General features: G+C 69.3%; 20 protein-coding genes and 2 pseudogenes. 11 read left to right on the top strand and 11 right to left on the bottom strand.

The window, feature by feature from the left end; all coding sequences use genetic code 11:
• Positions 1-34: 34 nt before the first annotated feature.
• Positions 35-1285, bottom strand: coding sequence for a ketosynthase chain-length factor (locus QFZ76_RS28820; protein ID WP_307676451.1), 1251 nt, complete (start codon positions 1283-1285; stop codon positions 35-37).
• On the bottom strand, positions 1282-2613 hold the full coding sequence (locus tag QFZ76_RS28815; protein WP_307676450.1) for a beta-ketoacyl synthase: 1332 nt from the start codon (positions 2611-2613) through the stop codon (positions 1282-1284). The genes QFZ76_RS28820 and QFZ76_RS28815 overlap by 4 nt, the downstream gene beginning before the upstream one ends.
• Before the next feature lie 188 nt (positions 2614-2801).
• Between QFZ76_RS28815 and QFZ76_RS28810 the strand changes: the two genes are divergently transcribed.
• Positions 2802-4253 carry a DHA2 family efflux MFS transporter permease subunit gene (locus tag QFZ76_RS28810; RefSeq protein ID WP_307676449.1) on the top strand — a complete coding sequence of 484 codons (1452 nt, stop codon included), beginning with the start codon at positions 2802-2804 and terminating at the stop codon, positions 4251-4253.
• Here the strand turns inward: QFZ76_RS28810 and QFZ76_RS28805 are convergent.
• The 4 genes and pseudogenes from QFZ76_RS28805 to QFZ76_RS28790 form a co-directional block, all read right to left on the bottom strand.
• Entirely contained in the window at positions 4218-4700 is a 483-nt protein-coding gene (locus QFZ76_RS28805) for a MarR family winged helix-turn-helix transcriptional regulator (RefSeq protein WP_307676448.1), read from the bottom strand. The two genes, QFZ76_RS28810 and QFZ76_RS28805, sit on opposite strands and share 36 nt — an antisense overlap.
• Complete coding sequence (locus QFZ76_RS28800; protein WP_307676447.1) at positions 4697-5122, bottom strand: SRPBCC family protein; 426 nt, start codon at positions 5120-5122, stop codon at positions 4697-4699. The genes QFZ76_RS28805 and QFZ76_RS28800 overlap by 4 nt, the downstream gene beginning before the upstream one ends.
• An 853-nt stretch (positions 5123-5975) precedes the next feature.
• Positions 5976-6200, bottom strand: a complete 225-nt coding sequence (locus tag QFZ76_RS28795; RefSeq protein WP_307680157.1) for a DUF2399 domain-containing protein — start codon at positions 6198-6200, stop codon at positions 5976-5978.
• 51 nt (positions 6201-6251) lie between these two features.
• Positions 6252-6464: pseudogene (locus QFZ76_RS28790) on the bottom strand (hypothetical protein); the annotation flags it as partial.
• Between QFZ76_RS28790 and QFZ76_RS28785 the strand changes: the two are divergent.
• Both QFZ76_RS28785 and QFZ76_RS28780 read left to right on the top strand, forming a co-directional pair.
• Positions 6457-6795 (top strand): hypothetical protein, encoded by a 339-nt coding sequence (locus tag QFZ76_RS28785; protein WP_307676446.1) that lies wholly within the window; start codon positions 6457-6459, stop codon positions 6793-6795. The pseudogene QFZ76_RS28790 and the gene QFZ76_RS28785 sit on opposite strands and share 8 nt — an antisense overlap.
• Before the next feature lie 31 nt (positions 6796-6826).
• Entirely contained in the window at positions 6827-7408 is a 582-nt protein-coding gene (locus tag QFZ76_RS28780; RefSeq protein WP_307676445.1) for a dihydrofolate reductase family protein, read from the top strand.
• 176 nt (positions 7409-7584) lie between these two features.
• Here QFZ76_RS28780 and QFZ76_RS28775 read toward each other — a convergent pair.
• Both QFZ76_RS28775 and QFZ76_RS28770 read right to left on the bottom strand, forming a co-directional pair.
• Positions 7585-7731 (bottom strand): annotated as a pseudogene (locus QFZ76_RS28775) (transposase); the annotation flags it as partial.
• A gap of 114 nt (positions 7732-7845) precedes the next feature.
• A complete protein-coding gene (locus tag QFZ76_RS28770; protein WP_307676444.1) occupies positions 7846-11166 on the bottom strand; it encodes an N-acetylmuramoyl-L-alanine amidase in 3321 nt (1106 codons plus the stop codon).
• A 314-nt stretch (positions 11167-11480) separates the two neighbouring features.
• Between QFZ76_RS28770 and QFZ76_RS28765 the strand changes: the two genes are divergently transcribed.
• The gene (locus QFZ76_RS28765) at positions 11481-11666 is read left to right on the top strand and encodes a hypothetical protein (RefSeq protein WP_307676443.1); all 186 of its coding nucleotides are present in this window, start codon (positions 11481-11483) and stop codon (positions 11664-11666) included.
• 702 nt (positions 11667-12368) lie between these two features.
• Here the strand turns inward: QFZ76_RS28765 and QFZ76_RS28760 are convergent.
• Complete coding sequence (locus QFZ76_RS28760) at positions 12369-14558, bottom strand: PQQ-binding-like beta-propeller repeat protein (RefSeq protein WP_307676442.1); 2190 nt, start codon at positions 14556-14558, stop codon at positions 12369-12371.
• Positions 14559-14950: 392 nt separating this feature from the next.
• Between QFZ76_RS28760 and QFZ76_RS28755 the strand changes: the two genes are divergently transcribed.
• A complete protein-coding gene (locus QFZ76_RS28755) occupies positions 14951-15253 on the top strand; it encodes a hypothetical protein (RefSeq protein WP_307676441.1) in 303 nt (100 codons plus the stop codon).
• On the opposite strand, the gene QFZ76_RS28750 is transcribed toward QFZ76_RS28755, so the two are convergent.
• Complete coding sequence (locus QFZ76_RS28750; protein WP_307676440.1) at positions 15204-17879, bottom strand: tetratricopeptide repeat protein; 2676 nt, start codon at positions 17877-17879, stop codon at positions 15204-15206. The genes QFZ76_RS28755 and QFZ76_RS28750 overlap by 50 nt on opposite strands.
• A 316-nt stretch (positions 17880-18195) precedes the next feature.
• Between QFZ76_RS28750 and QFZ76_RS28745 the strand changes: the two genes are divergently transcribed.
• Entirely contained in the window at positions 18196-18585 is a 390-nt protein-coding gene (locus QFZ76_RS28745; RefSeq protein WP_307676439.1) for a hypothetical protein, read from the top strand.
• A gap of 78 nt (positions 18586-18663) precedes the next feature.
• Here the strand turns inward: QFZ76_RS28745 and QFZ76_RS28740 are convergent, their stop codons facing one another.
• A complete protein-coding gene (locus QFZ76_RS28740) occupies positions 18664-20091 on the bottom strand; it encodes a CdaR family transcriptional regulator (RefSeq protein ID WP_307676438.1) in 1428 nt (475 codons plus the stop codon).
• Positions 20092-20441: 350 nt separating this feature from the next.
• On the opposite strand from QFZ76_RS28740, the gene QFZ76_RS28735 reads away from it, so the two are divergent.
• The 5 genes from QFZ76_RS28735 (at position 20442) to QFZ76_RS28715 (ending at position 25324) form a co-directional block, all read left to right on the top strand.
• Positions 20442-21371, top strand: a complete 930-nt coding sequence (locus QFZ76_RS28735; RefSeq protein WP_307676437.1) for an ABC transporter substrate-binding protein — start codon at positions 20442-20444, stop codon at positions 21369-21371.
• A gap of 11 nt (positions 21372-21382) precedes the next feature.
• Positions 21383-22369 (top strand): amino acid ABC transporter permease, encoded by a 987-nt coding sequence (locus QFZ76_RS28730; protein WP_307676436.1) that lies wholly within the window; start codon positions 21383-21385, stop codon positions 22367-22369.
• Complete coding sequence (locus QFZ76_RS28725; RefSeq protein WP_307676435.1) at positions 22366-23151, top strand: amino acid ABC transporter ATP-binding protein; 786 nt, start codon at positions 22366-22368, stop codon at positions 23149-23151. Before QFZ76_RS28730 ends, QFZ76_RS28725 begins: the two co-directional genes overlap by 4 nt.
• An 86-nt stretch (positions 23152-23237) precedes the next feature.
• Positions 23238-23990, top strand: a complete 753-nt coding sequence (locus QFZ76_RS28720) for a gamma-glutamyl-gamma-aminobutyrate hydrolase family protein (RefSeq protein ID WP_307676434.1) — start codon at positions 23238-23240, stop codon at positions 23988-23990.
• On the top strand, positions 23987-25324 hold the full coding sequence (locus tag QFZ76_RS28715) for a diaminopimelate decarboxylase (RefSeq protein WP_307676433.1): 1338 nt from the start codon (positions 23987-23989) through the stop codon (positions 25322-25324). The genes QFZ76_RS28720 and QFZ76_RS28715 overlap by 4 nt, the downstream gene beginning before the upstream one ends.
• The last annotated feature ends 88 nt before the right edge of the window (positions 25325-25412 follow it).

Genomic DNA, 25412 nt, shown 5'->3' with positions numbered 1-25412 from the left:
CTCTCTGATGATCAATGCGTCGGGCAGGAAACATTCAGCGAGGCAGGGCCTCGCGGACCACGACGGCGGAATTGAACCCCCACCGTCCGCGGGCCAGTACCAGCGCGCAGGAGACCCTCGCCGTCCGTGGCTCCTCGCGCACCAGGTCAATGCGGTATTCGGCCGGCACTCGAGTGACCTTGCCGGTCGGCGGGATCACACCGTCCCGGATCGACAGCAGCGCCGCGCAGATGTCGACAGGACCGGCTCCGGAGTGCATCCGGCCGGTCAGTGCCTTCGGCACCGTGACGGGCACGGACCGCGGTCCGAACACCGCGTTGATCGCCGCGGCCTCCGCCCGGTCGAGCTCGCCGACTCCGGCCCCGTCGGCGAACACCACATCCACCTGGGCCGCTGCCACCCCGGCGTCCGCGAGGGCGAGTTCCGCCGCTCTCGCGAGCCCGGACGGCAGCCCGGACCCCGGAGGCGGGTCGAACGTCGAGCCGTACCCGGCGATCTCCCCGTACACCTGATGGGCCCCGCGGTGCCGCGCCGCGTCGGCGTCCTCGAGCACCAACAGCGCGCCTCCTTCGCCGGGGACGTGACCGCAGGCGTGGGTGTCGAAGGGGAGGTAGGCGTGTTCGGGGTCGACGGCGTGACTGACCCGGCCATCGGCAAGCTGGGACACCCAGCCCCATGGGTCGAGTGCGGAGTCCACGCCCCCGGTGACCACCAGGGGCGTCCCGGCGCGTACGGTCCGACGGGCATGACCGACCGCGTCCAGCCCTCCGGCCTGATCGGCGACGAGCGCGCTGCTCGGCCCGCGCAGGCCGTTACGGATGGAGATCTGGCCCGTGTTCACCGCGTAGAACCAGGCGAACGACTCGTAGACGCTGACCGAGTCCGGGCCCTGGGACCACAGCTTGTGGAACTCCCTGTGGGTGAAGGCGAATCCGCCGCAGGCGTTGGCGGTCACGACACCCATGTCGTAGTCGGCGTAGCCGCCCGACTCCACCTTCGCGTCCTGGAGTGCCCAGTCCGAGGCCACCAGCGCGAGCTGCGTGGACACATCCGTCTGCGGCAGCAGCCGGGCCGGCAGGTGCGAAGCCGGGTCGAATCCGTCGATCTCACCGGCCAGCCGGGCGGGATAGCGCGTCGCGTCGAACCGGGTCAGCGGACCGATGCCGCTGCGCCTCTCGAGCGTGGCCTGCCAGAACTCCTCCAGTCCGAACCCATTGGGCGTCAGCAGGCCGATTCCCGTCACCACGGTGCGGCCTCCGGCACCGGTGGCCATGCCGGCCGTCATACGCGAGCTCCTTCCGGGCTGCGGAGCACCATGGCGCTCTGAAATCCGCCGAAGCCGCTGCCCACCGTGAGTGCGGTGTTCACCGGGCATTCGCGGGCGGTCCGGGGCACGTAGTCGAGATCGCACTCCGGGTCGGACTGGTGCAGGTTGGCGGTCGGTGGCACCACGTCGTGCTCAATGGCCAGGGCGGACGCCGCGATCTCGATGGACCCGATCGCCCCCAGGGAGTGACCGACCATCGACTTGATGGAGCTGACGGGAGTGGAGTAGGCGTGCTCGCCGAGGCTGCGCTTGTACGCGGCCGTCTCGTGCCGGTCGTTCTGCTTGGTGCCGGAGCCATGGGCGTTGATGTAGTCCACGGCGGACGGATCCGTCCTGGCCTCCGCCAGCGCCACCCTGATCGCCTCGGCCATCTCCCGGCCGTCGGCCTTCAGGCCGGTCATGTGGTAGGCGTTGCAGCGGCTCGCATAGCCGGAGATCTCCGCGTAGATGTGGGCGTCCCTGCGCCGGGCGTGCTCGTACTCCTCCAGGACGAACATCGCGGCGCCCTCGGCCAGGACGAAGCCGTTGCGCGAGGCGTCGAAGGGCCTGGAGGCGTGCTCAGGATCGTCGTTGCGCGGGCTGGTCGCCCGGATCGCGTCGAAGCAGGCGACCACGATCGGGGTGATCGGGGTGTCCGAGGCCCCGGCCAGCATCACGTCGGCGCTGCCTTCCCGCAGCAGCCGACAGGCGTGACCGACCGAGTCGAGGCCCGAGGTGCAGCCGTTCGAGATCATGGTCACCGGGCCCTGGGCCGCCACCGTCCAGGCCACTTCCGCGGGCATGACGCTGGGGATGAGGTAGTCCGCCATGTTCGGGGACACTCGGGTGTGATCGACCAGCCAGTCGCGACCCCCCGCCGATACGGCAAGGTACTGCTGCTCGAGGCTGGTGGCTGCGGCGACGGCGCTGCCCAGGCTCACCCCGACGCGGGTGAGGTCGAGGGCGGAGAAGTCCATGCCACTGTCGGCGACGGCCTCCCGGGCGCAGACGACCGCGAACTGGGCGGCCCGGTCCATGCGTTGGATCTCAGCAGGCGTCAACCCCTCGGCGAGCGGGTCGAAATCGGCTTCACCGGCCATCTGCGAGCGGTAGGGGGACGGATCGAAGAAGGAGATCCTTCGGGTGGCCGAGCGCCCCGATGTCAGCAGGCTCCAGAACTCCGCTCTGCTGCCGCTGTCGGCGGCCCTGACTCCGATCCCGGTGATGACCACACGACGGCTCACGTGGAACCGCCCGGGGTCGGCGAGTTGGACCTGAGGACCATGGCGAACATCTCCTTCCCCCACGAGCTCCCGCCGCGGGCAGTGACGACAGGACACAGCCTGGGCAGGACGGATCGAACACCGCTCGTCGGCCTTTTTCCCCCTGCGACGGCGCCTTCGAAGAGATTCCGAGCAACTCACGACCGAACTGCTACCGCGATCGATTCCTCTGGTGCCGAGGAGCCGACAGTCACGAGCGCACGGGAGAGAACATGAGACCGCCCTCGGGTGAGACGGAGCCGTCGGGCGGCACCATCGCCGCCGCCGACGGCCCGCAGGAGCCGGTGCCCGGCGTTCCCCGCCACGTGTGGCAGGTGACCGCGGTGGTGATCGTGGGCGCCTTCATCACGCAGCTCGACGCCGCGCTCGTCAACGTCGGCCTCGCCACGGTGGCGGACGATCTGCACGCATCGCTCCGGTCCACCCAGTGGATCGTCAGCGGCTATCTGCTGGGCCTGGTCGTCGGCCTGCCGCTGTGCGGCTGGGGCAGCCGTCGCCTGGGCGCCGGCCGTCTGTGGATGTGGTCACTCGGTGGCTTCACCCTGACGTCGATGTTGTGCGCCTTGGCCACCGACATCCGGCTGCTCGTCCTCTTCCGGATACTTCAGGGACTCTTCGGCGGGCTGCTGCTGCCGGCGGGCCAGACGGTCATCGCCCAGGTCGCGGGCCGGAATCTGATGGGCCGGGTGATGAGCACCGCCGGGGCGGCACTCGTGCTGGGCCCGGCCGCGGGTCCGGTGATCGGCGGTCTGCTGATCGCCCATGCCTCCTGGCGGTGGCTGTTCCTCGTCAACATCCCGGTGGGTCTGGTCGGGCTCTGGCTCGGCAGGCGTCTCATCCCGCGAGGCGAGCCCACGAAGGCGGCCCGGTTCGACGCCGTGGGCTTCGTCCTGGTCGGTGCCGGCCTCTCGGCCGTGACCTACGCGGTGAGCCTGTCCGACGCGTCGGACGGCCTGACCCTCACGACGTTCTACGGCCCCCTGGTCCTGGGCTGCGCCGCTCTGGTCGCCTTCGGCGTCCTCACCCGCCGAACCGAAGCGCCGCTGCTGAACCTCGACCTGTTCGCCAACAAGGTGTTCATGGCCGCGGCCGCGTCGAGTCTGCTGGCCGGAGTGGTCCAGTTCGGCGCCTTGGTGATCTGGGCCCTCTACTTCCAACTGGTCCGTGGATACGGCGTGGTGGACACCGGCCTCGCCATGATCGGATTTGCCGTGGGAGCAGCCGTACTGCCCTTCGCCGGCAAGCTCACCGACCGCTTCGGCGGCGGGCCGGTGTCCCTCGCGGGTGCGGTGGTGACAACGCTGGCCTTCGTACCTGCGGCCTTGCTGCCAGTAGACACCTCACTGTTCGTCCTCGAGGCGTGTCTGCTGTTGCTCGGCGTCGGGAACGCGCTGTCAGTGGTGCCCTCTTCGACAGCCGCGTACGTGACCGTGGCCCCACCACGCATCCCCGACGCCGTCACTCTGATCAACATCTTCCTGCGGCTCGGTGGTGCCGTCGGCTCCGCACTGCTGGTCTCCGTGGTGAGCAGCGGAAGCGGCGGGGCAACAGCCGTCTCCAACCATCGAGCGGCCTTCTGGTGCCTCGCCTTCTTCTCCCTGGCCTCGGTGGTCAGCGCGCTGGGGGTGCTACTCGCTGCCCGCGCCAGGGAGAACCGCTGCTGAGCCGGGCTGTGCGTCGAGGGCCAGCAGCGCTTCGACGAAGGCCGGCCCGTCCGGTGTCGCCTGGAAGTAGGCCCGGTCAACGGCCTCGACGAGCTCGATGGCCTCCCGGGCGAGTGCCGTTCCCTGCTCCGTGACGTGCAGGCGTTTGATCCGGGTGTCGTGCGGGTCCTGCTCACGGCTGATGAGCCGTTTGCCTTCCAGGGCACGGGCGACCTGGGACGCGGTCATGGCATCCATCCCGGCGTGCTCCGCGAGTTCGCGCTGGCTGGGCGGCTGCCCGTGACGGCCGAGCCACCAGGCGCTGGCCAACACGACGAACTGCGGATGGGTCAGCTCGTAGGGCCGCAGGGCACCGGCGACGGCGCGCTGCCAGCGGAGTGTGACGCGCCAGAGCAGGAACCCCGGGTTGTTCCAGGGCCCCTGCTCCCGCGCTGCTCGATCGGTCATCCGGCCTGTCCTGCGACCTTCGCCAAGGCCTCCATGGCCTCGGGGAAGTCCGAAGTGATCTGCGGTCCCAGCTCAGGCCCCATCGCCTCGGCGGCCGGCCCTTCGATCTCGAGGCGGTGAGTGATCTTCGTCCGCCCACCGGGGAGAGCAGTCAGCCGGTGAATGAACCGCAGGGTGACCGCGTCGGGAATCACCGTCTCATCGGTGAATCCCTGCTCCGGAACAGCTTCCGTGATGGTGAACGGCAGCGGATCCTGCCCCTCCGGCGTCATCGTGCCCGTGCTCCCCGCCGCGAACGGCCCGTCCAGCGTCACCCGCACGATCCCCTCGTCCCACTCGGGCCAGCTGGCTGTGTCCACGTACCGCGACCAGACCTGAGCCGGGGTGACATCAGCCTCGATGGTGTGCTCGAAATCCCACATGCCGCCTCCAAAGGTATGTGTACTTATAATCAGTGTACTTACTTTAGGTCGGCGGGCAAAACGGCACGACAGCAGCTGCAGCGATCAGTTCCGACACGAGAAACGGCCTCTTCAGGTGCACGCTTCCCCGCCACGCGCCAACTGATCGGCGCCAGGGTTCGCACGCCATCGGGCCACCTCGCCCGCTCTGACGCACAGCTCGTCCCCGCTCCAGCTCGTACGGATCATGCTGTGTTCGATCCCTGGAGTGAACTCGTCCGCCCGCAGACCGAGTTCCCTGCGTGGCGCTGCGAGCGTGAGGTGCTTTCCTGTCGTACCGGCCATGGCGTCCTCCCCCGTGCACACCGTGCTTCACACTGTGCCATCCGGGTCTGACAATCGGTGACCTTGCGGTCGCTGAAGGTAACCTGCCGGGGCTGTCCCTCTGCGTCGGAGTGGTACACGGGCTGCTTTCTCCCGCCCCTTGCCCGGGTCGGAGTCGCTGTACGGGGAGCCTCGGGCAGTAGCCCTCCCCGGCCGGCCAGGCGCGAGCCCGACCACGCTGTCGCTCGTCGCAGAACCGGTGGTACCGGCGCCAGGAGCGCTCGTCACAGGCGAGGACGTACTTGAAGCGCCGGAAGGCGCCCCGCCCGCCGATGGCGATCCGCAGCCGGTCGGCGAGGGCGGCGTCGCCGAGCCCGCCGATGAACAGCTCCATGTCCTGGTAGCCGGTCCGGGAGCCCAGCGCCGGAACGTACAGCCATCGCTCAGGATCGTCCGCCTCCTCGGCCGGGGGCCCAGGCTCCGGTTCGTCCGTGAACGCCGGCCGACACTCCCCGGTGGGCTGATCGAGCCGGCCACCGGACTCGCCCTGTCAGGTGCGGGTGAGGTCGGACAGGAGCGCCGGGAGGAGGCGTTCCTCCATGACCGTTCTGCCCGACTCCTCCATGGCACGGGCCAGTTCGGGGTCCCAGGGGCCGACCGCGGGCGGTCCCGCGAGGCGTCCGCGCTCCCCTTGCGCTCCCCGCCCCTTGGCGATGCGATGAACCGACCTGCACAGCTCCTTGGCGACACTGGTGGCACGGCTTGTCGAGATCACACATACGAGACGATGGCCATCATTCGCAGGCCTCTCGCTTACACCGATATGGAGCAGCTTGAGCAAGTCGGCGGTGACGACCCCGTAGGCGTTGCCCAGACGCAGGACCGTGCACGGATACCGGCCGCGCTCGGCAAGGTCGTACCCCGTGGTGCGGCTCGGGGACAGCGCACGGTTCGCCGTCTCCAGATCCACGGCCGCAGGCAATGCGAGCAACTCCTCGCGCGTCAGCCCACGGGACGCATCGTCGCGCTTGGTGATCACAGAGGATTTTGTACCCCGCGAGGCAATCCGCCACCTGGCGATCGGCGACCTGAACGTGGCAGCCGGTGTCAGCAGCACTCATCTCGCACAGCGGTTCAAGGAGCTCATCGGCGTCACGCCGAAGCGGCTGGCCCGGACCTACCGCTTCGCCGCCACCGTGTTCGCGATCAACCCCGCCGGACCGATCGACTGGGGCGACCGGGGCTCACGCCGACCCGGTACGTCGAAGTCCGGCGGCGGTTCCTGCGCGAACATCCCGGCCACGTGCTGGACAGCTGGCCGCTGCCGGCCGATTGATTTCTTACAAGAGCGACAGCTCACGACACGCTAATTTGGGGCACCCCAAAGCAGAGGAGAGCCCCGTGGGCAAGGTGGTCATGTACAGCTCGGTGTCGGTGGACGGCTTCATCGCGGACGAGAATGACCAGCCCGGACCGCTGTTCGACTGGTTGTCCAGCGGTGACGTCCCGTTGGACGAGAGCGGCGAGGTGAAGGTGTCGCAGACGTCCTACGATTACACCCGGCCGTACTGGGACCAGATCGGGGTGACAGTCGTCGGCCGCCACGTCTTCGACATGACGGACGGCTGGGACGGGAAGCCGCCGGGCGGGATCGACCACGTGGTCGTCGTGACGCACCGGCCGGAGCCCGAGGGCTGGGACCCCGAGGCGCCGTTTCACTTCGTCGACGGCGTCGAGGCAGCCGTGGCCGAGGCGCAAGGGCTTGCGGGTGACCGCATGGTCGAGGTCGCCGCCGGCGAGGTCGGTGGCCAGGTGCTTGCCGCGGGTCTGGTCGACGAGGTGCGCATGGACGTCGTACCCGTCGTGTTCGGGTCCGGCAAGCGCTACTTCGGGTCGGTCGACGCGCAGCACCTGTTGGAGGATCCTGACGTGGTGATTCAGGGCAACCGGGTGCTTCATCTGCGCTATCGGGTGCGCCGTTGACCGCTCTGAGCGGGTACGCGAAGAAGTCCACTGCGAACGGTGACACAAGATCGGGCCTCCGGCTGCCTTTGCGCATCGCTGTCCCTGGTCGGGCAGCCGACGCCGATCCGCCCCGGCACCTCACCTGCGGCAAGTTCAACGGCCGACCCCCAGGAAGAGCGGCTCTTCACCAATGCAGGGAGTAGTCGGGGTCTGAATCCGCCTGTCTCGAGTAGGGATCGGGCGATGTAGTTGGTGAGGTCGCGGAAGCCGAGGGCGGAGCCGCGCAGGTGCTCCAGGCGGCCGTTGATCGCTTCGGTTGGACCGTTGCTGGTGCCGGGCCTGCCGGCGCAGACGCACCTGGCCACGAAGGGAGGAGCCGTTCGTGACCAGGCCCGTCTGCCGTGGGCGGGCACACGCGCGTCCGGTGTACGCCTCGCGACCCGCCGCCCTGGGGCTCAGCTGGTGAAGTAGCCCGTCAGGTCGGCGATGAGGTGGACGCTGCCGGCGTTGTTGTAGAAGTCGACCTTTCCGTTGATCACGGGGACGACGACCAGGTTGGGTATGGTCTCGCCGGCCGTGAAGTTGAGGTTGGACGCGCTGGACCGGGTGGTCCCGTCGGGGTAGACCGTGACGTAGCTGGAGGAAGTACCGCCGGTCGCGGTGACGTTGAGGACGACGGCGGTGGCGTTCACGGGGACGCCGTTCCTGCCGCCGACGGTCAGGGTGACCTTGGCGGCGGCGCCGACCGTGCCCTTGCGGACGCCGGTGCCGTTGCGGGTGTCCATGACGCGGAGCGGGCCGGCGTTGTGCTCGACGGAGCCGCTGCTGCTGAAGTAGCCGGTGATGTCGGCGACGAGGTTGACGCTGCCGGAGTTGTTGTAGAAGTCGACCTTCCCGTCGACCACGGGGACCACGACCAGGTTGGGAAAGGTCTCGCCCGCGCTGAAGTTGAGGTTGGAGACCGCCGGGCGCGGACTGCCGTCCGGATAGACGGTGACGTAACTGGACGAAGTCCCGCCGGTCGCGGTCACGTTCACCACCACACCGGTGACCCCACTGCTCGGCACCCCGGCCACACCCGCGACCTGCAGACGGACCGTACCGCCCGGGCCGACCTTCGCCTTCGCCACACCCGTGCCCGTGCGGGTGTCCATGATCCGCGCCGGGCCGACACTGGTGAGCTTCGATCCGCTGCCGTCACTCGTGTAGTAGCCGGTGATGTCGGCGATGAGGTTGACGCTGCCTGCGTTGTTGTAGAAGTCGACCTTTCCGTCGACCACGGGGACCACGACCAGGTTGGGGAACGTCTCGCCCGCGCTGAAGTTGAGGTTGGAGACCGCCGGGCGCGGACTGCCGTCCGGATAGACGGTGACGTAACTGGACGAAGTCCCGCCGGTCGCGGTCACGTTCACCACCACACCGGTGACCCCACTGCTCGGCACCCCGGCCACACCCGCGACCTGGAGACCGACCGTACCGGCCGGGCCGACCTTCGCCTTCGCCACACCCGTGCCCGTGCGGGTGTCCATGATCCGCGCCGGGGTGACGGGCTTGAACGTGCCGGTCGGCGGCACGACCGGCTGGATCGTTCTGACGTCGCTCGCCTTCACGTACGCGATCCGGTGGTTGTAGCGGATCGGGTAGTACCGCGTGGTGCCGACGACGAGCAGGCAGTCGGGGTCGGCCGTGCAGTTGAGGTTCTCCGCGTAGTAGAAGTCGCCCGTCACCTGGTCGAGCGCGCGGTACGCCTGGCCCGGCTGGATGGTCTCGTGGCTCAGCGGGGTCAGCTGCTGGTTGGGGTCGGCCGCGAGGGTGCTCAGGGACGAGGGGTAGGCGGAGGTCTCCGGGTAGGCGCGTCCGTACACCGGGACCGCCGACGTGCCGACGGGGGTGATCAGCTGCTTGGCGGTGCCGGTGTTGGCCATGGAGTAGGCGCCGCCGGGGTTGTAGAACCAGGCCTTCTGCCCGTCGAACCAGATGGCCGTCCAGTCGCCCTGCACCGCCGCGACCACGAAGGTCTGGCCGTAGACGGCCTTGTCGGTCCAGTCCCAGCCCAGCGTGGAGCCGGTGGTCTGGCCGTCCGCCGTGTACTTCGGGTCCTTGATCAGGGAGGCGGTGGAGGACGGACTGGTGCGCAGGTAGACGAAGTTGGCCGGGTTGGCGGGGCAGGTGGTGGTGGAGGAGCCGCAGCCGGTCAGGGTCGGCTCGTTCGCAGTGCTCCAGGGCGGGGTGATGGTGACCTCGCCACCGGCCACCGGCATGCCGTCGCCGTTCGGGGAGGCCTGCAGCAGGGCGAGATAGTGGCCCCAGTTCCACCATGGGCCCGGGTCCCAGTGCATGCCCTCGTAGTACGCGTCGAGCGGACCGGGAACGTCGTCGTGGCCGATGAGGTGCTCGCGGTCGAGCGGGACGGCGAACCGCTGGGCGAGGTAGGTCACCAGTGCCGCGGAGGACTGGTACTCCTGCTCGGTGTACCAGGAGCCGTAGGTCAGGGCGTAGCCCTCGTGCTCGATGCCGATCGAGTGGTCATTGACGTACTTGTTGCCCGCGTGCCAGGCGACGTCCTTGGTCGGCACCATCTGCGTGACCGAACCGTCGGCGCCGACCACGTAGTGCGCGCTGGCGTAGGACGACGGCTTCTGGAACGCGTTGATCGCCGAGGACGCCGTGCTCTCCGTGTCGTGGATGACGATGCTGGTGATCGCGTCCCCGTCCGCGGGGCGGTTGGCCAGGTCGTAGTTGCCGTAGTCCGTCTGGTCGGTGCTGCCGTTCAGCGCGTAGGCCGCCGGCGTGAAGGTGCAGGCCAGCGTGGACGGGCACTCGGTCGCGGGCGTAGTCGTGGTCGTGGTCGTGTCCGCCTGGACCACCGGGGTCCGCGGGGACAGCGGGGTGACGGCGGCCGTGACGTGGGCCACCCCGGACTGCGGAGTGGTCTTCAGGGCCACGGCGTCCGAGGGCTGGGCCGCCGCGGACTTGAGGTCGGGGCTGAGCTTGGGGGACGCCTGGACCGGCACCGAGGGGTCGGCGGTGAGCGTCACCTCTTGGTTGTCCGCGGTGATCCGGTGGGCGCCGGTGCGTATCGTCGCGTAGACCCGGTGGGCGAACTGGTCGGCGGTGGCGGAGTTCGCGGCCTGCGAGAAGCGGGCCACCGCGGGGTACCACTGCGCGGAGGTGGTGGGCAGTGACCCGGTCGCGGCGCGCTCGTACGAGGCGAGGAGCGCGGCGGCCCCGCGCACGCTCTGTCGCGTGGAGGTGCGCAGCGACGCCGGTGAGTCGCCGAGCATCGAGGCGGCCGTGTCGAGGGTGCGCATCGCCGGGGTGATCGGCGGCACCGTGCCGCTGTCCGACGGCGTTGCCGCGGGATGGTGCGGCGCCCGGGGGTCGTCACCCCGGCCGTTCGTCTCCGGCGGGGTGTCCGACGCCGCCCGGAGATCCGACCGGCTGACCGAGGTGAGGCCCATGACGTTGTAGTTGCCGGTGACCGACGGGCTGCCGCGGTGCGACTCCCACAGCGTCTGCTGGTAGGAGACGGCCAGCAGCACGCTGCTCGGCACGTGGAACTCCGCGGCGGCCGCGCTGAAGTCGGCCTGCAGCGTGTGCAGGGCGGGCTTGATCGGCGCGGACACCGCCGTCCCGCCGACAGTGCCCTGCCCCTGGGTGGAGCCGGATCCCTGGGCGGCCTGTGCGACCGCCCCGATGACCAGCCCGACGGTGGCGAGCCCCCCGGCGGCTCCCCACCAGATCCTCTTCCGCTGACTGCGGTGTCTCGAACGCACTGCTACCCCTCACCCATGTCCGGTGCACAGGGCCGCAACGGCTCCCCCGCGATACGGGGAACACGCGAGCGCCTCGTATGTGGACGCGCGCGACGCCATCACGCCGGCCCAGATCGGTCCGTGTCACGACAGCGCCCTGCCGGCAGGCAGGGCGACGGTGGGGTACGCGACGATCGGCAGGCTATGACGCATCGGACCATGGACGGTCGATCGCCCGATCATGAACGGGTAAACACCTCGGACCTCGCATGCAAGACGCAACACCAGCGGTATCCGGCCGCGCCCCACGTACCGGTGACACACCGGGTTCGTCGATGTACGGCCCCGACGTCGAGCTGCACCTGGTCCGCCACCTCGGCGTGCTCAAGATGCACGGCCTTCACACCAGTTACGCCCCGGGCATCTTCAACTGGATCGTCTCCGACTACGCGCCGCCTGGTGCACCGCGTCGCGTCGCCGAACTGCATGATGTACCGCCCCAGTTCTTCTCCGACCGCTGAGACCGGCTGGTAGATCTGTCCGGCCTGCTACCGATCCGGCTCTACGACGGCCGCCACGAGGGCCGAGAGTCCGGCACTGGCCGTCGGCGTCGCACGGAAAGCCGTGCAGGCGATGATCGGGGCCGTCGATGCGGATGACGACCGACGCGAACCAGACGGTGCTGCCCGAGATGCCCGCCTCGAAGGTCTCAGTCTTCTGAGACCTCATCACCGCACACCGGGCATCGAAGAAGAAGGGGCTAAAACGCGGATAGACTGGACTCGTGCGGGCCCCAGATCGGGCCCCATCTGGCCACCTCGGTGCCCGATCGGTAAGTGGTTTAGACCAAAAGTCGCGCAAGGAATGACGAAAGGCCAGGTCACGGGCTATGTGACCTGGCCTTTGCCGGAGCCGCCTTCGGGAGTCGAACCCGAGACCTACGCATTACGAGACCGTGAGCGTTCGTGCTGCGTGGTGCCCGGTCGTGCTACTGAGTGACGTTCTGCCTGATCAGAGCATGTGCGGCTTGTTGGTCTGTGCTACCTCGTATCACGTCGTCCAAAGGCGTCCGGCCACCCCTTGGCCACCCCGGGCCAGCTACGCCGCACCTCAACGCCTACGCACAGCAGTTGTCGGACTTCCACAGTTCACTCACGCGCGGTCCACGCATGCAGACGCCGGCCCGGCGATGCCGTCTCACGTCGGCCACATGGTCCCGGCCCCTACAGCGTCACCGCATACAAGAGGCCAGTGTCGCCAGCGATATACACCATCCCGTCGGCCACTGCAGGGTCCTCGTACAAGGATCTGGCGGTGTGGAAATTCCACCGCTTCTCGCCGCTCGCGGCGTCCACCGCGTACAGGTTGCCGTCCTTGCTCCCGACGTACACCACACCGCCCGCCACGGCCGGCGACGAGAGCACGGCGCCGCCCGTGCGGAACCTCCACCGCTGCTCGCCGCTCGCGGCGTCCACCGCGTACAGGTTGCCGTCCTCGCTCCCGACGTACACCACACCGCCCGCCACGGCCGGCGACGAGGACACAAAGTGCTGGGTGGGGAACTTCCACCGCCGTTTGCCGGTCGCGGCATCCACCGCGTACAGGTTGCCGTCCTGGCTCCCGACGAACACCACACCGCCCGCCACGGCCGGCGACGAGCGCACGGCCCAGCCCGTGGGAAACGTCCACCGCCGTTTGCCGGAGGCGGCGTCCACCGCGTACAGGTTGTCGTCCCCGCTGCCGATGAACACCACACCGCCCGCCACGGCCGGCGACGAGCCCACGGCGCCGCCCGTGCGGAACCTCCACCGCTGCTCGCCGGAGGCGGCGTCCACCGCGTACAGGTTGCCGTCCCTGCAGCCGACGAACACCACACCGCCCGCCACGGCCGGCGACGAGTCCACGGCGTTGCCCGTGCGGAACCTCCACCGCCGTTTGCCGGTCGCGGCGTCCACCGCGTACAGGCTGTTGTCGACGCCGCCGATATACACCACACCGCCCGCCACGGCCGGCGACGAGAGCACGGCGCCGCCCGTGCGGAACCTCCACCGCTGCTCGCCGGAGGCGGCGTCCACCGCGTACAGGTTGCCGTCCCCGCTGCCGACGAACACCACACCGCCCGCCACGGCCGGCGACGAGTTCAGGGAGCCCCCGGCGCGGAACAGCCACCGCTGCTCGCCGGAGGCAGAGGAACCGCTGCCGCGGATCTTCCAGCCGACGAAGCCGAGTCCTGCGGCGGTGGCGCCGCCGAGGCCGAGCAGGGTCCGTCTGCGGGTGATCCCGGCCGGGCGTCCCGCAGCCTTGACCGGCGGCAGGGACGGGAGCCGCGCCCCGGGCGGCAGGACGATGAAGTCGCGCTGTTCCCTCGGCCGGGTCGGCGCCGGGCGCTCCGGCCGGCCGGCGCCGGGTTCCGCCGGCACCGGCTCCGTGGGCGGGCGCTCGGACGTCTCGGGCCGTGACGGTGGCGGAGCCTCGGGCAGTGGCGCGGCGAGGGTGCGCGAGTGCACGGTCGCGGCGACCGGCTCGGGGAGCCAGCCGGGCTCGGTGACTGTCCGCGTCGACGCAGTCGGCGTGGATGCCGGTGGGACGGCCGGCCGACCGCCGGAGGTATCGGCCAGCTCGTGCAGCAGCGTGGTCACCGTGGGCCGCCGGTCGGGTTCCTTGGCCAGGCAGGAGGCCACCAGGGCCCGTAGGACCGGCGGAAGTTGGTGCAGGTCGGGTTCTTCGTACACGACGCGGAAACTGAGGGCGTGCGCCGAGCCGGTCCCGAACGGCCCGGCCCCGGTCGCGGTGAAGGCCAGTACCGCACCCAGGGCGAAGACGTCGCTCGCCGGTCCGACCGGCTTGCCGGTCAGCTGCTCGGGGGACATGAACCCCGGCGTGCCCACGACCGTGCCGGTGCTGGTGAGCGCGCTGGCCTCGCCCGCCACCGAGATCCCGAAATCGATGACTCGCGGTCCGTCCGCAGCGAGCAGGATGTTCGACGGCTTGAGGTCCCGATGGACCACGCCGGCCGCGTGGATGACCTCCAGGGCCTCGGCCAGCCCCGCCCCGAGTGCGAACACCTCGGCCTGCGGCCACGGTCCGTGCGCTGCCACGGCATCACCCAGCGGGACCCCGGGCACGTACACCGTCGCCAGCCATGCCGGTGATCCGTCCGGATCGGCGTCGACCACGCCCGCGGTGAACGCCCCGTTCACCCGGCGGGCGGCGGCCACCTCCCGGGCGAACCGGCGCCGGAAGCCGGCGTCCTCGGCCAGCTCCGGGCGTACGACCTTCACCGCCACGAACCGTCCGCCGGGCGAGCGCCCCAGGTACACGCGGCCCATTCCACCCGCGCCCAGCCGGGCCACGATCCGGTACCGCCCCACCTGCCGGGGATCCCCAGCCTCCAGTGCCTCGAACGGGTCCACCCGAATAACCCCCTGCCACGTCCCCACGCCCCAACGGCCTCACGGGCTGCCGCTTCGAGATCGCACATCATCCCCGATGTCCCTGGCTCCGCACCACCGTCCGCCTGTCCGGCCCCTGTTGACTTGTCCACCGGCCGGACGATCACCAGGAGGCGCCGCCGTGTCCTGGCGCGACGCAGCCTTCTGCGACACGCTTCAGCACCCCGGCGCCGACCGGGGCACCCGGTCCTCCCGGACCGGGCCGGAGCGGGGGCCGCGATCCCGCTCCTGGCCTGGTCCGATGTAGGTGCCGGCGGATTCGGCGAGGGACAGCGAACGGGCCCCGGCTCTAGGTTCGGCAGCCTCAAGGCACGGCAGCGGCAACCTTCCGGCCGCTGCCATAAGGGGGCATCATGCGCAGGACCGTGTCCGTGGTGGGCGTACTCATGATCGTGGTGGGTGTCGCGTTCGCCGTGCTGAGCCTGCTGACGTATGCGGACAAGGACGAGCGGCAGTGGGCCGAACATCGTCTCTATGACCTGCAGCTGTCGCCCGAGGAGAAGGCGCGGGCGACGGCGAACCTTCTGAGCGTCCAGGACCGCGAGCGTCTCAATATCGAGGTGGCGATCGTCGGCACAGTCGCGGCCGTGGCGGGGGGCGCGATGGTCAGGACTGTCCGTCGGCGGCAGCCCGCGGTGTCTTCTCCGTCGCGTTGAAGTCCTGCGAGACCGCGGCGGCCGGCTCCCGCGACCACCGCGTCAGCAGTTGGCCGACCTCCCGGGTACGCGGATGGTTGGCGCCCTGGACCCGGACCATGTCGGCCAGCAGGGTGGTGAGCCGTTCGGCGGCAGTGGCATGGTCACCGCCGCGGTGCAGGAGTTCGGCCTCCTGCTGCCGGGCCCGCAGGGTGCGCGGGTGGTCGGCGCCGAGGACCCGTTCCAAGGTCCGCCGGAGCCGCTCCAGTCGGCCCGACGCGGCGGCGGTGTCTCCGGCGACGCCACGCCAGAAAACAAGGTTGACCTGGTAGGTCAGGGTGGTGGGGTGCTCGGCGCCCAGCGCGAGTTCGGCGTCGTCGGCCGCTGTGTCGAACTGCTCGATCGCACCGTCGAGGTCACCGGCGATCGCGTGCCAGTAGGCGAGGTTGTGCCGGGCGACGAGCGTTTCGGGGTGCAGCCGGCCGACGACGGAGACCAAGCCGTCCACCGCCTGCTGATAGGTGGTCACGGCCAGCCGCACGTCACCCGTCTCCCCGATCCACCGGCTGAGGTCGGTGACGACCTTCAACGTCGCCGGATGCCGGGGCCCGAGGTCCCGCTCCAGTTCCCGGGCGATCGAGGCGTACGCGTCGCGCGCGCCTCGGGCGTCCCCGGAGAGCCCGCGGCACAGGGCGACGTATTCGTCGGCGGCGGTCACCAGCGGGTCACCGGCGCCGAGCGTCGCCCGCGTCTCGGCGGCCAGGGTGACGAAGTCGGCCAGCGCGGCGTCGATGAGGCCCGACTCCATCCGGAAGCGCGCCTCGTGCAGGCGGATGGACAGCGTGTCCGGGTCCACGCTGCCGAGGCTGTCCTCCGCTTCGCGTCTGATCTCCGCCAGCGACCGGACAGCCGCCGTGGTGTCCCCGAGGTCGCCCTCGGCCTGGGCCGCCTGCGAACGCAGCGTCAGAACGTCCCGGTGGCCGTCGCCCAGCCGGCGCCGGGCCTGGTCGGCCAGGCCCTGGGCCATGTCCCGGGCCGCGGCGGGGCGGCCCAGAGCGGTCAGATGCGGCCCGAAGCGGCGGAGCAGGGGATGCAGGCCGCCGCCGTGCCAGAGGTGGCCGCCGGCATTCGCCAGCAGCACTTCGGCGCTGCGGTAAAGGGCGGTCTCCGTCTCCGGTTCGCAGTCCGGCGCGGACCACACCTCCTCCAGCGCGTCGGCCGCGGCTGTGGCGAGCCGTTCGCGGCGGTCGGCCGGTACACCGTCCCGGACAGCGCGCTGGACGAGGGAATGCACCTCGACGACCGCCGGGCCGGCAGGTCCGTGGTGGGTGACCAGACTCAACCGGTGCAGTGCCCGCAACGCCAGCAGGGCGCCCCGTTGCGGGACGGGGTCACCGCCGAGCCAGTCACGCGCCGCCGGACCGAGCAGTACCGCGTCGGAAATGCCGTCGGGTGCGAACATCGAGATCAGTTCGAGCATGGCTCGGGCGGTCCCGGGCAGTGCCAGGGACTCCGCCCGCCCGAGGGCGAGTTGCAAGGTGCTCGTCACCGTGCCGCCGTGCTCGTCCGCGGGGGAGGAGGGCGGAAGCAGACCGGCGATGCTCTCCCGCCGGTCGGCCAGAAGGCTCAGGTACGTGGGCAGGTCCATGCCGGTGTCGAGGAGGAAGGCGGCCGCCTGGGAGAGGGCGAGCGGGAAGTGGCCGAGTGCTGCGGCCAGGGCCGTCAGATCCTCGCGACGGTGCGCCGGGGGCCCGTGGTGCCCGGCGGCCGGGCCCAGGTCGAGCAGCAGACGGTCGGCCAGGTAAGCGGTGGCCTCGTCGGCGGTGAACACACCGACGGCAATCATCCGGACCCCCGGGCGCAGCAGCGTGGCGTCCCGCCGACGGGTGGCCAGGACGGTCCGGCCGGCGTCACCGGCCGGCCAGAGCCCGGCCAGTTCGCCGGGGTCGTCGATGTCGTCGAGGACCACGAGCCAGGGAGTGGTGGTTGATCTCAGCCAGGTCAGGAACAGGTCGGCCTGGGTCTCGTCGTCCCCGCCGGGGTCGGTGCCGGGCGGGGGAGCTTCCCCCGCGATGCTCTCGATGCGCGCCCCGGACAGTGCCCGCCACGCGCGGGCGTAACTGCCGAGGACCGACAGGCGGTCGCCGGCGGGCACCCAGAGCAGGATCTCGGCCCGCTGCTTGGCGCGGTGGAACGCCGCCGAGGCCAGTTGAGACTTGCCGACGCCGCCCGCACCCGTGAGAAGGATCTGCCGGACGGATGCGTCTCGTATGCCCGCGTCGATGCTCTCGGCCAACCCGTCACGCCGCCGCAGTGCGGCGGCATCACTCGGCGGACGGCCGATCACGATCTGCGATTGCGGCTGCGGCTGCGGCTGCGATTGCGGCTGCTGTCCAGGGGCGGGGCTGCTCCGGTAATCCCGCGCGGCACGCCACAGCCGCTGCCAGTGCGCCAGCGTGGGCTGATCGGCGGACGCGCCTCCAGCCACCCTCTCGACGGCCTGTACCAACGCCATGACGGCTTCGAACCTGCGCGGTACCGACTGGCCGCCGGCCCATTCGCCGAGCCTGCGCGCGTTGACGGCGACCCGGCGACCGGACGGCAGCTCCACCGCGCTGGCCCGCCGGGCCAGGGTCTCGTCCGACATGTCTGGCAGCCGCCGACGCAGCCGGGTCAGCGCCGCCGCAAACCTGACTCTGGGATCACCGGCTTCACGATCGTCCACCCGTGTCTCCCCCGCCCGCCACGCTGGTCACCCGAGTCTATGCGACGGCGCCGCCCCCGGTCCGGCCCGCAACGGGGACCTGTTTGCCGCCACAGCAGCCTCAGTTGACCTGCTCGGACAGCCCGCGCCGACTGCCTGGGACGGTCACCGGCGCCGCATCACCCGTACCGTGGACCTGCTGTCAGGACCTGCTGTTGCGGGGCGTTGGAGCCGGGTACCGAGAAGAAGGGGCCTCCCCTTGACCATTGAACCTGCTTATCCCGAAATGATCCGCGACGAGCAATACGTACGGCCCTTCGATGGTTGGCAGGGCTACGCGCATGTGCGGGCGTGGCGGCCGGCACCGGACCAAGTGACCGTCATGATCAGTGGCCTGAGCGGCGGTTGCACTCTGAAGAAGTTGCTTCCCTTGCTGCGCGACGAGTACCCGGACGACGCAGTGGAATTCTTCTTCCACGTGCCCTCGGACTGGACAGCTCTGGGGTACTACGCAGCGCTGACGGTGGATGCCGACGGCACAGTGGTCCAAACACGTATTGCTGGAGACACGTTGGCCGCGCGCCTCGGGCCCACCCTGTACGCGACCGAGGACCCGGACGACGAGACGTCCGGCTGGGGCGGAGCCTGAGTCACGAACGCCGTCTACGCACGGCTTCGCGGCACCCAGAACCGGGTTTTCGCACCGGCCCGAAGGACCTGAGCGGGCTCAGCGGTGGGTGAGGCGTAGCTGCAGCCACAGCGAGAGCCTGTCGTCGGGGTCGTCCAGCGAGATGTCGAAGAGGTCGGCGGTCCGGCGCAGCCGGTAGCGCAAAGTGTTGGTGTGCACCCCCAGCCGGGTCGCCGCTTCGGCGACGTTGCCGACGGCGTCGAGCCATGCGAGGACCGACAGGACGAAGTCCGTACCGTGCTCGGCATCGTGGGCGGTCATCGCGGCGACAGCGGGATGCCTCAAGCGCGGTTCGTGGCCGAGCTCGTCGGCGACGCGAGCCAGCAGGAGCCGTGCGTGTACGTCGGTCAGCCCAGCGACTGACGGTGCGTCGACGTGGGCTGTTGTCACGCGAAGGATGTCGTCGATCTCCCGGCGCATGGCCGGCAGGGCCGCCGGATCTGTTTCCGTGGGAGCGACCGCTGCGCGGACGCTGTCACCGAAAGCCCCGCGGATCGCGGTGAGCGCGTCTCTCGCGATCCGCCTCGCAGCCTGTGATCCGCCGCCCGGCAACAGGACGTAGACCGCACGGGACGTCGTGGCAATACTCGCGTCCGGACGGAAGGGGACGATGTAGCGGGACAGCGCGTGGCTGAGGTAGGCGGTCAAAGCCAGAGAACCCGTCGCGTCGGTTGTCGCGGCGAATCCGAGGAGCCCGAGGTCGACTCCTGACGGAATGGAAAGACGAAAGACTGTTTCGTGAGCCGCCCAGGATCCTTCCAGTGCCCCGAGCAGCGCGCTCTCGCGTTTTTGAAGCTCCAGTTCATTTGCATTGCGGCTGCGAAGAATGTGCAGACTGGCCAGGCGTGCACAATCGACCAGCGCCTGTTCACCGTCGCTGCCGAGGCCGTCGGTGCTTTCGATGGCCCAAATGGTGCCGAGCGGCTGGGTCCCGGCCCTGATGGCTATGGCTGCGCGGGGCAGCGCTCCGAGCGCATCGGGAAAGCGTACGACCTTGTCCGAACCGAGCACGATCCGATACCGCTCGAGGTTGTGGTCGATCTCCGGGACACGGCGGCTCAGAATTCCTTCGCGCCGCAGGGCGTCGATGCGCTGGTCCGGCGATGACGAATAGGCCATCACGCGCCGGTCCAGGTCCTCGATGGCAACAGATCCGCCGATGACGGCGCCGGCCGCGTTCGCCAGGATGAACAGTCCGTCCCCGGATCCGGCCTTCGGGTCGCCCCCGCCCCCCTGGGAACCCAAGGCGGAGAGCAGCAGCGCGTCGAGATGGCGCCAGGAGACCTCGTCCGCCGCGGCGAGCAGGGTGAGGCCGCCGGCCGATGATTCGGCGACGAGGGCGCTGGTATCGCTCCCCCTGAGCTTCAGGACCATCGCGCAGTATCCGCGGCGGGCGGCATCCCGTACGAGCTCGGCGGCGCCGGGTTGGTCGCCCTGGAGCCCTGGCATCAGCAGGAGCTGGTCCACGCCGGCCGGCAGGGGGTCGTGGGGGTCGTGCAGGACGGTCCCTCGGACGGTCTGTTCCAGTCCTCGTGGCGCGGTCAGCACCTGGAGGACCGGCGATCCGATGGTCGCGACGAGGTGCCGGACCGTGGTGGCCGGTACGTCGGCGACGATCTCACCGCTTGGGCGATCGGACAAAGTCATGGCCGGATCCTAGTCCAATCGGATCAGGACGGGTGATACGGGCGGGGACAACAATCGCCGCAATGGCCTTTCTGCTCCGGGTCTGTACGTGGAAAGACCCGTCGAGATTCTTCAACCGGTCGGACACATGACGCATGACCTCGGCCCAAGTTCTTCGAATGGAGACGCACATGACCAGAAGTCGTTTCACCGTCGTGACTCTCGCAATGGGAACCGCAGGAATTCTTCTCAGTTCCTGTAGCGGTACGTCGGCCACCGGCGACACTGCGACCCCGGCCGCGAGCGGAAGCAAGCTCCAGCCGTCGATTGTCGCGGACACCAAGGTCGCGGCACTGCTGCCCGAGCGATTCAAAGGTGGGATCGACGTGGCCAGCGGCGTCTACGCGCCGATGGAGATGCTCGACTCCAACCAGGAGTGGACCGGATTCGACTACGACTTGGGACAGGCGCTCGGAGTGAAGCTCGGCGTCTCGTTCAACTTCAAGAACCAGGCATTCGACAGCATCATCCCCTCGCTGCAGTCGGGCAAGCACGACATCATCATGTACGGAATGAATGACACGCCGGAGCGGGAAAAGAGTCTTTACTTCGTCGACTACTTCCACGCCGGAATGGAAATCGTCGTGAAGAAGGGTAATCCGGAGAAGGTCGGCAAGGTGCTCGATCTGTGCGGCAAGTCTGTCGCGGTCGCCAAGGCCACTACGCAGGCCGACCTGATGAGGGCCCAGGAGCCGAAATGCGCAGCCGCCGGAAAGAAGCCGATCACCGTGATCGAACTGCCCACCGAAGGTGACGCCCTCCTCGCGGTTCGCGCAGGAAAGGCCGTCGCGGACGTGCTCGACGCGGCGCCCGCCAGGTACAACGCCGCCACGGCAGGAAACGGCGCCGCTTTCGAGGTCGTGAGCGACCCTGCGCATCCCACCGGATTCGGTCCGGTGTACACCGGTATCGGGGTGCTCCGAAAGGACCACGACCTGGTCCTCGCCCTTCAAGCGGCGCTGGATTCCCTCGTGAAGGACGGTGCCTACAAGCAACTCCTCGACAAGTACGACCTGTCCGCGTACGGCGTCAAGTCCGCGATCGTCAACGGGGCATCGTGACGGACGAGATCGTGAGCACCGGGAAGGCGAGCCCGCTCGCCCCCGGCCTGCGTACCGCCGGGACGCACGATGTGGCTGCCACGCCCCTGCGGCACCCGGGACGATGGGTGGCCGCGACGGTGCTGATCGCCCTGTGTACGGGCTGGATGTTCTCGCTCTGGCGCAACCCGAACATCGAGCACCTGACGATCGCCGACTTCCTGTTCGACGGGCGGATCGTCAGAGGTGTCCTGCTCACGGTCGCGCTGACCGGCTGCTCGATGGCGCTGGCGACGACGCTTGCCATCCTGCTGGCTGTGATGCGGCTGTCCGCGAACCCGGTACTGCGCGTGATGTCGTGGGCGTACACATGGTTCTTCCGGGGCACCCCGCTGCTCGTTCAGATCGTGTTCTGGGGATACCTCGGCCTGCTGTACCAGACGCTCACCCTGGGTATCCCCTTCACCTCGATTCAGTTCGCCTCCGCGGACACCAATGTGATCGTGACCCCCTTCGTCGCCGGCTTGCTGGCCCTGGGGATGAACGAGGCCGCGTACGCCTCCGAGATCGTCCGCGCGGGACTGCTCTCGGTCGATCACGGCAACGTCGAAGCGGCCCACTCGCTGGGGATGTCGCCCGGGTACACCCTGCGGCGCATCGTGCTGCCCCAGGCGATGCGGGTGATCATCCCGCCCATGGGCAACGAGACGATCTCCATGCTCAAGAACACGGCCCTGCTCCAGCTCATCGCGGTGCCGGAGCTCTACACGCAGACCAGCTGGATCTCGGCGCAGAACCTGCACCAGGTCGAGCTGCTGATCGTCGCGAGCGCCTGGTACCTGGTCCTCACCTCCGTGCTCTCCGTACCGCAGTACTACCTGGAGCGCAGATACGGCCGCGGCACCGACCGAAGCCTGCCGTTGACGCCCTGGCAGCGGGCGCGCCGCCTGGTGAGCCGGGTGCGGACCCGTGTCTCACAGGTCGCGCGCACCGACGCAACAACAGAAGGAGACGCATGAACACGCAGGCCATCGACGGACCGAAGCCGTTGGTGGAGGCGCGGGACGTCCGCAAACGCTTCGGCGCGAACCTGGTGCTCAAGGGGATCGATCTCCGTGTCGAGCGTGGGCAGGTGATGTGCCTGCTCGGGCCCTCGGGCTCGGGCAAGTCGACCTTCCTGCGCTGTATCAACCACCTGGAGCGGGTAGACGGTGGGCGCATATACGTCGACGGTGAGCTGATGGGCTACCGCGAACACGGTGATCGTGCCCGCGAGATGAAACCCGGTCAGATCGCTGCTCAGCGCCGGAGTATCGGCATGGTCTTCCAGCGGTTCAACCTGTTCCCCCACCTCACGGCGTTGGAGAACATCGTCGAGGCCCCGGTCGGTGTGGCGCGCCGGAGCAAGGCCGACGCCCGCACCAGAGGCATGGAGCTACTGGAGCGAGTCGGTCTCACCGATCGTGCGGGCATGTATCCGGCTCAACTGTCGGGTGGCCAGCAGCAGCGGGTGGCCATCGCCCGGGCGCTCGCCATGGATCCGAAGCTGATGCTCTTCGACGAACCGACTTCGGCCCTGGACCCGGAACTCGTCGGCGATGTGCTGAACGTGATGCGCGATCTGGCGAAGAGCGGCATGACGATGATCGTCGTGACCCATGAGATCGGCTTCGCCCGCGAGGTGGCGGACCAGGTCGTCTTCATGGACGACGGCGTAGTGGTCGAATCCGGTGCTCCGACCGACGTGATCAGCAACCCGCAGCACGACAGAACGAAAACATTCCTCGACAGCGTTTTGTAGGCCGCTGTCGCTCCGCGTGTCCGGTTCGGGACCGCGACTGCTCACCGACTCCCTTGTGCCACAAAGAGAAAGAGAGGGACACCCCTGTGTGTGACGTCGTCCGTCGACCGCTGATCGCGGTCACCCTGGGACGGGACCTGCCTGACCATCCGTCCGTCTTCAGGCTGGCCGACAGCTACGTACAGGCTCTTACGAGTTCGGGAGCGATACCGATCGCCGTCATGCCCGGCACCGACGACGCGGCGATCCGGCACGTGATGGAACGCGTCGACGGCCTGTTCCTCCCCGGCGGAGTCGACCCGCATCCCCGCCATTTCGGAGAGGAGGTGCACCCCAAGACGGTCATCGACGAGGACCTCGACGCTCTGGAGATGAACGCCATCGCCTGTGCGGCCGACTTGGACATGCCCATACTCGGCATCTGTCGAGGCTGTCAGATCCTCAACGTCGCCCTGGGCGGCAGCCTGGTCCAGCATCTGGAGCCCGGCGGCCCGGTCGACCATCTCCAGGTTCTGCCGCTGAAATCGGAGGTCCACGAGCTCCGGATCGCAGCCGACTCCCGCCTCGCCGGACTGTCCGATGCCCGGCTCCTTCGGGTCAACAGCCTGCACCATCAGGCCGTCGCCAGACCGGCACCGGCGCTGAGAGTGGTCGCCACAGCGGAGGACGGCACCGTTGAAGCCGTCGAGGCAGGAGACCCCGACCGGTGGATCGTAGGCGTCCAGTACCACCCGGAAGAGCTCATGGACCAACAGGCCCATCGCAATCTCTTCGACGACTTCGTCTCGTCCTGCAGCCGGTTCGCAGCCGCTCGGCAGAGTCCGGAAGGATCGATATGACCACCTCCCCAGCAGCCGAAGCAGCCGAGCGACGCGAACGCATCCTGCGCGCGGCCGTACACGACCGGCTTCTCGACCCCGACCATGCCGTACTGGCGGCGTTCGTCGACCTCGACGGCGTCGCCGCGAGTGTCGCGGCGCTGCACCGTGCCTTCCCGCCCACGGTCCAGGCCCTGCACACGTTCGCGGCGAAGGCCAACTGCCTGGTGCCGGTGCTGGCGGAACTGCGGACGCACGGCATGGGGTGCGAGGTCGCCAGCCACGGCGAACTCGCCCAGGCCCTGGCCGCCGGCTTCGCGCCCGAACGGATCGTCTTCGACTCCCCGGCCAAGACCCGCGCGGACCTCGACCGAGCCCTGGCCCTGGGTGTCACGGTCAACGTGGACAACTTCCAGGAACTCTCGCGCGTCGACGAGATCCTCGCAGTCCGTTCGTCCACCTCCCGGATCGGTGTGCGGATCAACCCTCAGGTCGGCAGCGGGGAGATCGCCGCCATGAGTACGGCCACCGCGACCTCCAAGTTCGGCGTAGCGCTGGAGGACGACGGCAATCGGGAGCGGCTCCTGCAGGCATACCGGGACCGTCCATGGCTCACATGGGTCCACGCCCACGTCGGGTCGCAGGGCTGCCCGCTGGATCTGATCGCCCAAGGCATCGCGAAGGCTGTGGCCTTCGCCGACAAGGTCAACGCCGACCTCGGTCGGCACCAGGTGACCGGCATCGACATCGGCGGCGGACTGCCCGTCAACTTCGGCAGCGACGAGCCGACGCCGGGCTTCGACGAGTACGTCGCTCGCCTCCAGGCCCACGCACCGGCCTTGTTCAGCGGCAACTACCAGGTCGTCACCGAGTTCGGGCGGTCCCTGCTGGCCAAGAACGGATTCACCGCCGCGTACGTCGAATACACCAAGACCTCCGGCGGACGCCCGATCGCGATCACCCACGCAGGTGCCCAGGTGGCCACACGGACGGTGTTCATGCCCGAAGCCTGGCCGCTGCGGATCACCGCACATGACCCCGGCGGCTCCCTCAAGGTCGGAGAAGCCGTACCCCAGGACATCGCGGGCCCCTGCTGCTTCGCCGGCGACCTGGTCGCCCAGGCCCGCCCGCTGCCCAGGCTCGCACCCGGCGACATCGTGGCCCTCCTCGACACCGGCGCCTACTACTCCTCCACGCCCTTCCACTACAACAGCCTTCCCGACCCAGCTGTTCACGGCGTGCGCATCGCTGCCGACGGAAGCATCCGATTCGGGCTACTTCGCCCCGCGGAGACCGTCCACCATGTCCTCGCCCGAACCGGAGGTGTCACGCTTGGCGCCGACGAGGCGGCCTGAGAAGCCGTTGCTCTCCTGATCATCTCCGCGTTGCGGCTGCTGCGACGGGAGTTGGCCGCGTGACGTCGCCTGAGGGGACCCGCCGCGA

This window comes from Streptomyces sp. V4I2 (assembly GCF_030817655.1).
GTDB lineage: Bacteria > Actinomycetota > Actinomycetes > Streptomycetales > Streptomycetaceae > Streptomyces > Streptomyces plumbiresistens.
This window is presented reverse-complemented; position numbering and strand designations above follow the sequence as displayed.

Coding starts and splice junctions, on each gene's coding strand:
- QFZ76_RS28810 (WP_307676449.1), top strand. CDS start 2,802: ATGAGACCGCCCTCGGGTGAGACGGAGCCGTCGGGCGGCACCATCGCC.
- QFZ76_RS28715 (WP_307676433.1), top strand. CDS start 23,987: ATGACCACCTCCCCAGCAGCCGAAGCAGCCGAGCGACGCGAACGCATC.
- QFZ76_RS28765 (WP_307676443.1), top strand. CDS start 11,481: ATGTACGGCCCCGACGTCGAGCTGCACCTGGTCCGCCACCTCGGCGTG.
- QFZ76_RS28805 (WP_307676448.1), bottom strand. CDS start 4,700: ATGACCGATCGAGCAGCGCGGGAGCAGGGGCCCTGGAACAACCCGGGG.
- QFZ76_RS28750 (WP_307676440.1), bottom strand. CDS start 17,879: ATGTCGGACGAGACCCTGGCCCGGCGGGCCAGCGCGGTGGAGCTGCCG.
- QFZ76_RS28800 (WP_307676447.1), bottom strand. CDS start 5,122: ATGTGGGATTTCGAGCACACCATCGAGGCTGATGTCACCCCGGCTCAG.
- QFZ76_RS28725 (WP_307676435.1), top strand. CDS start 22,366: ATGAACACGCAGGCCATCGACGGACCGAAGCCGTTGGTGGAGGCGCGG.
- QFZ76_RS28755 (WP_307676441.1), top strand. CDS start 14,951: ATGCGCAGGACCGTGTCCGTGGTGGGCGTACTCATGATCGTGGTGGGT.
- QFZ76_RS28820 (WP_307676451.1), bottom strand. CDS start 1,285: ATGACGGCCGGCATGGCCACCGGTGCCGGAGGCCGCACCGTGGTGACG.
- QFZ76_RS28735 (WP_307676437.1), top strand. CDS start 20,442: ATGACCAGAAGTCGTTTCACCGTCGTGACTCTCGCAATGGGAACCGCA.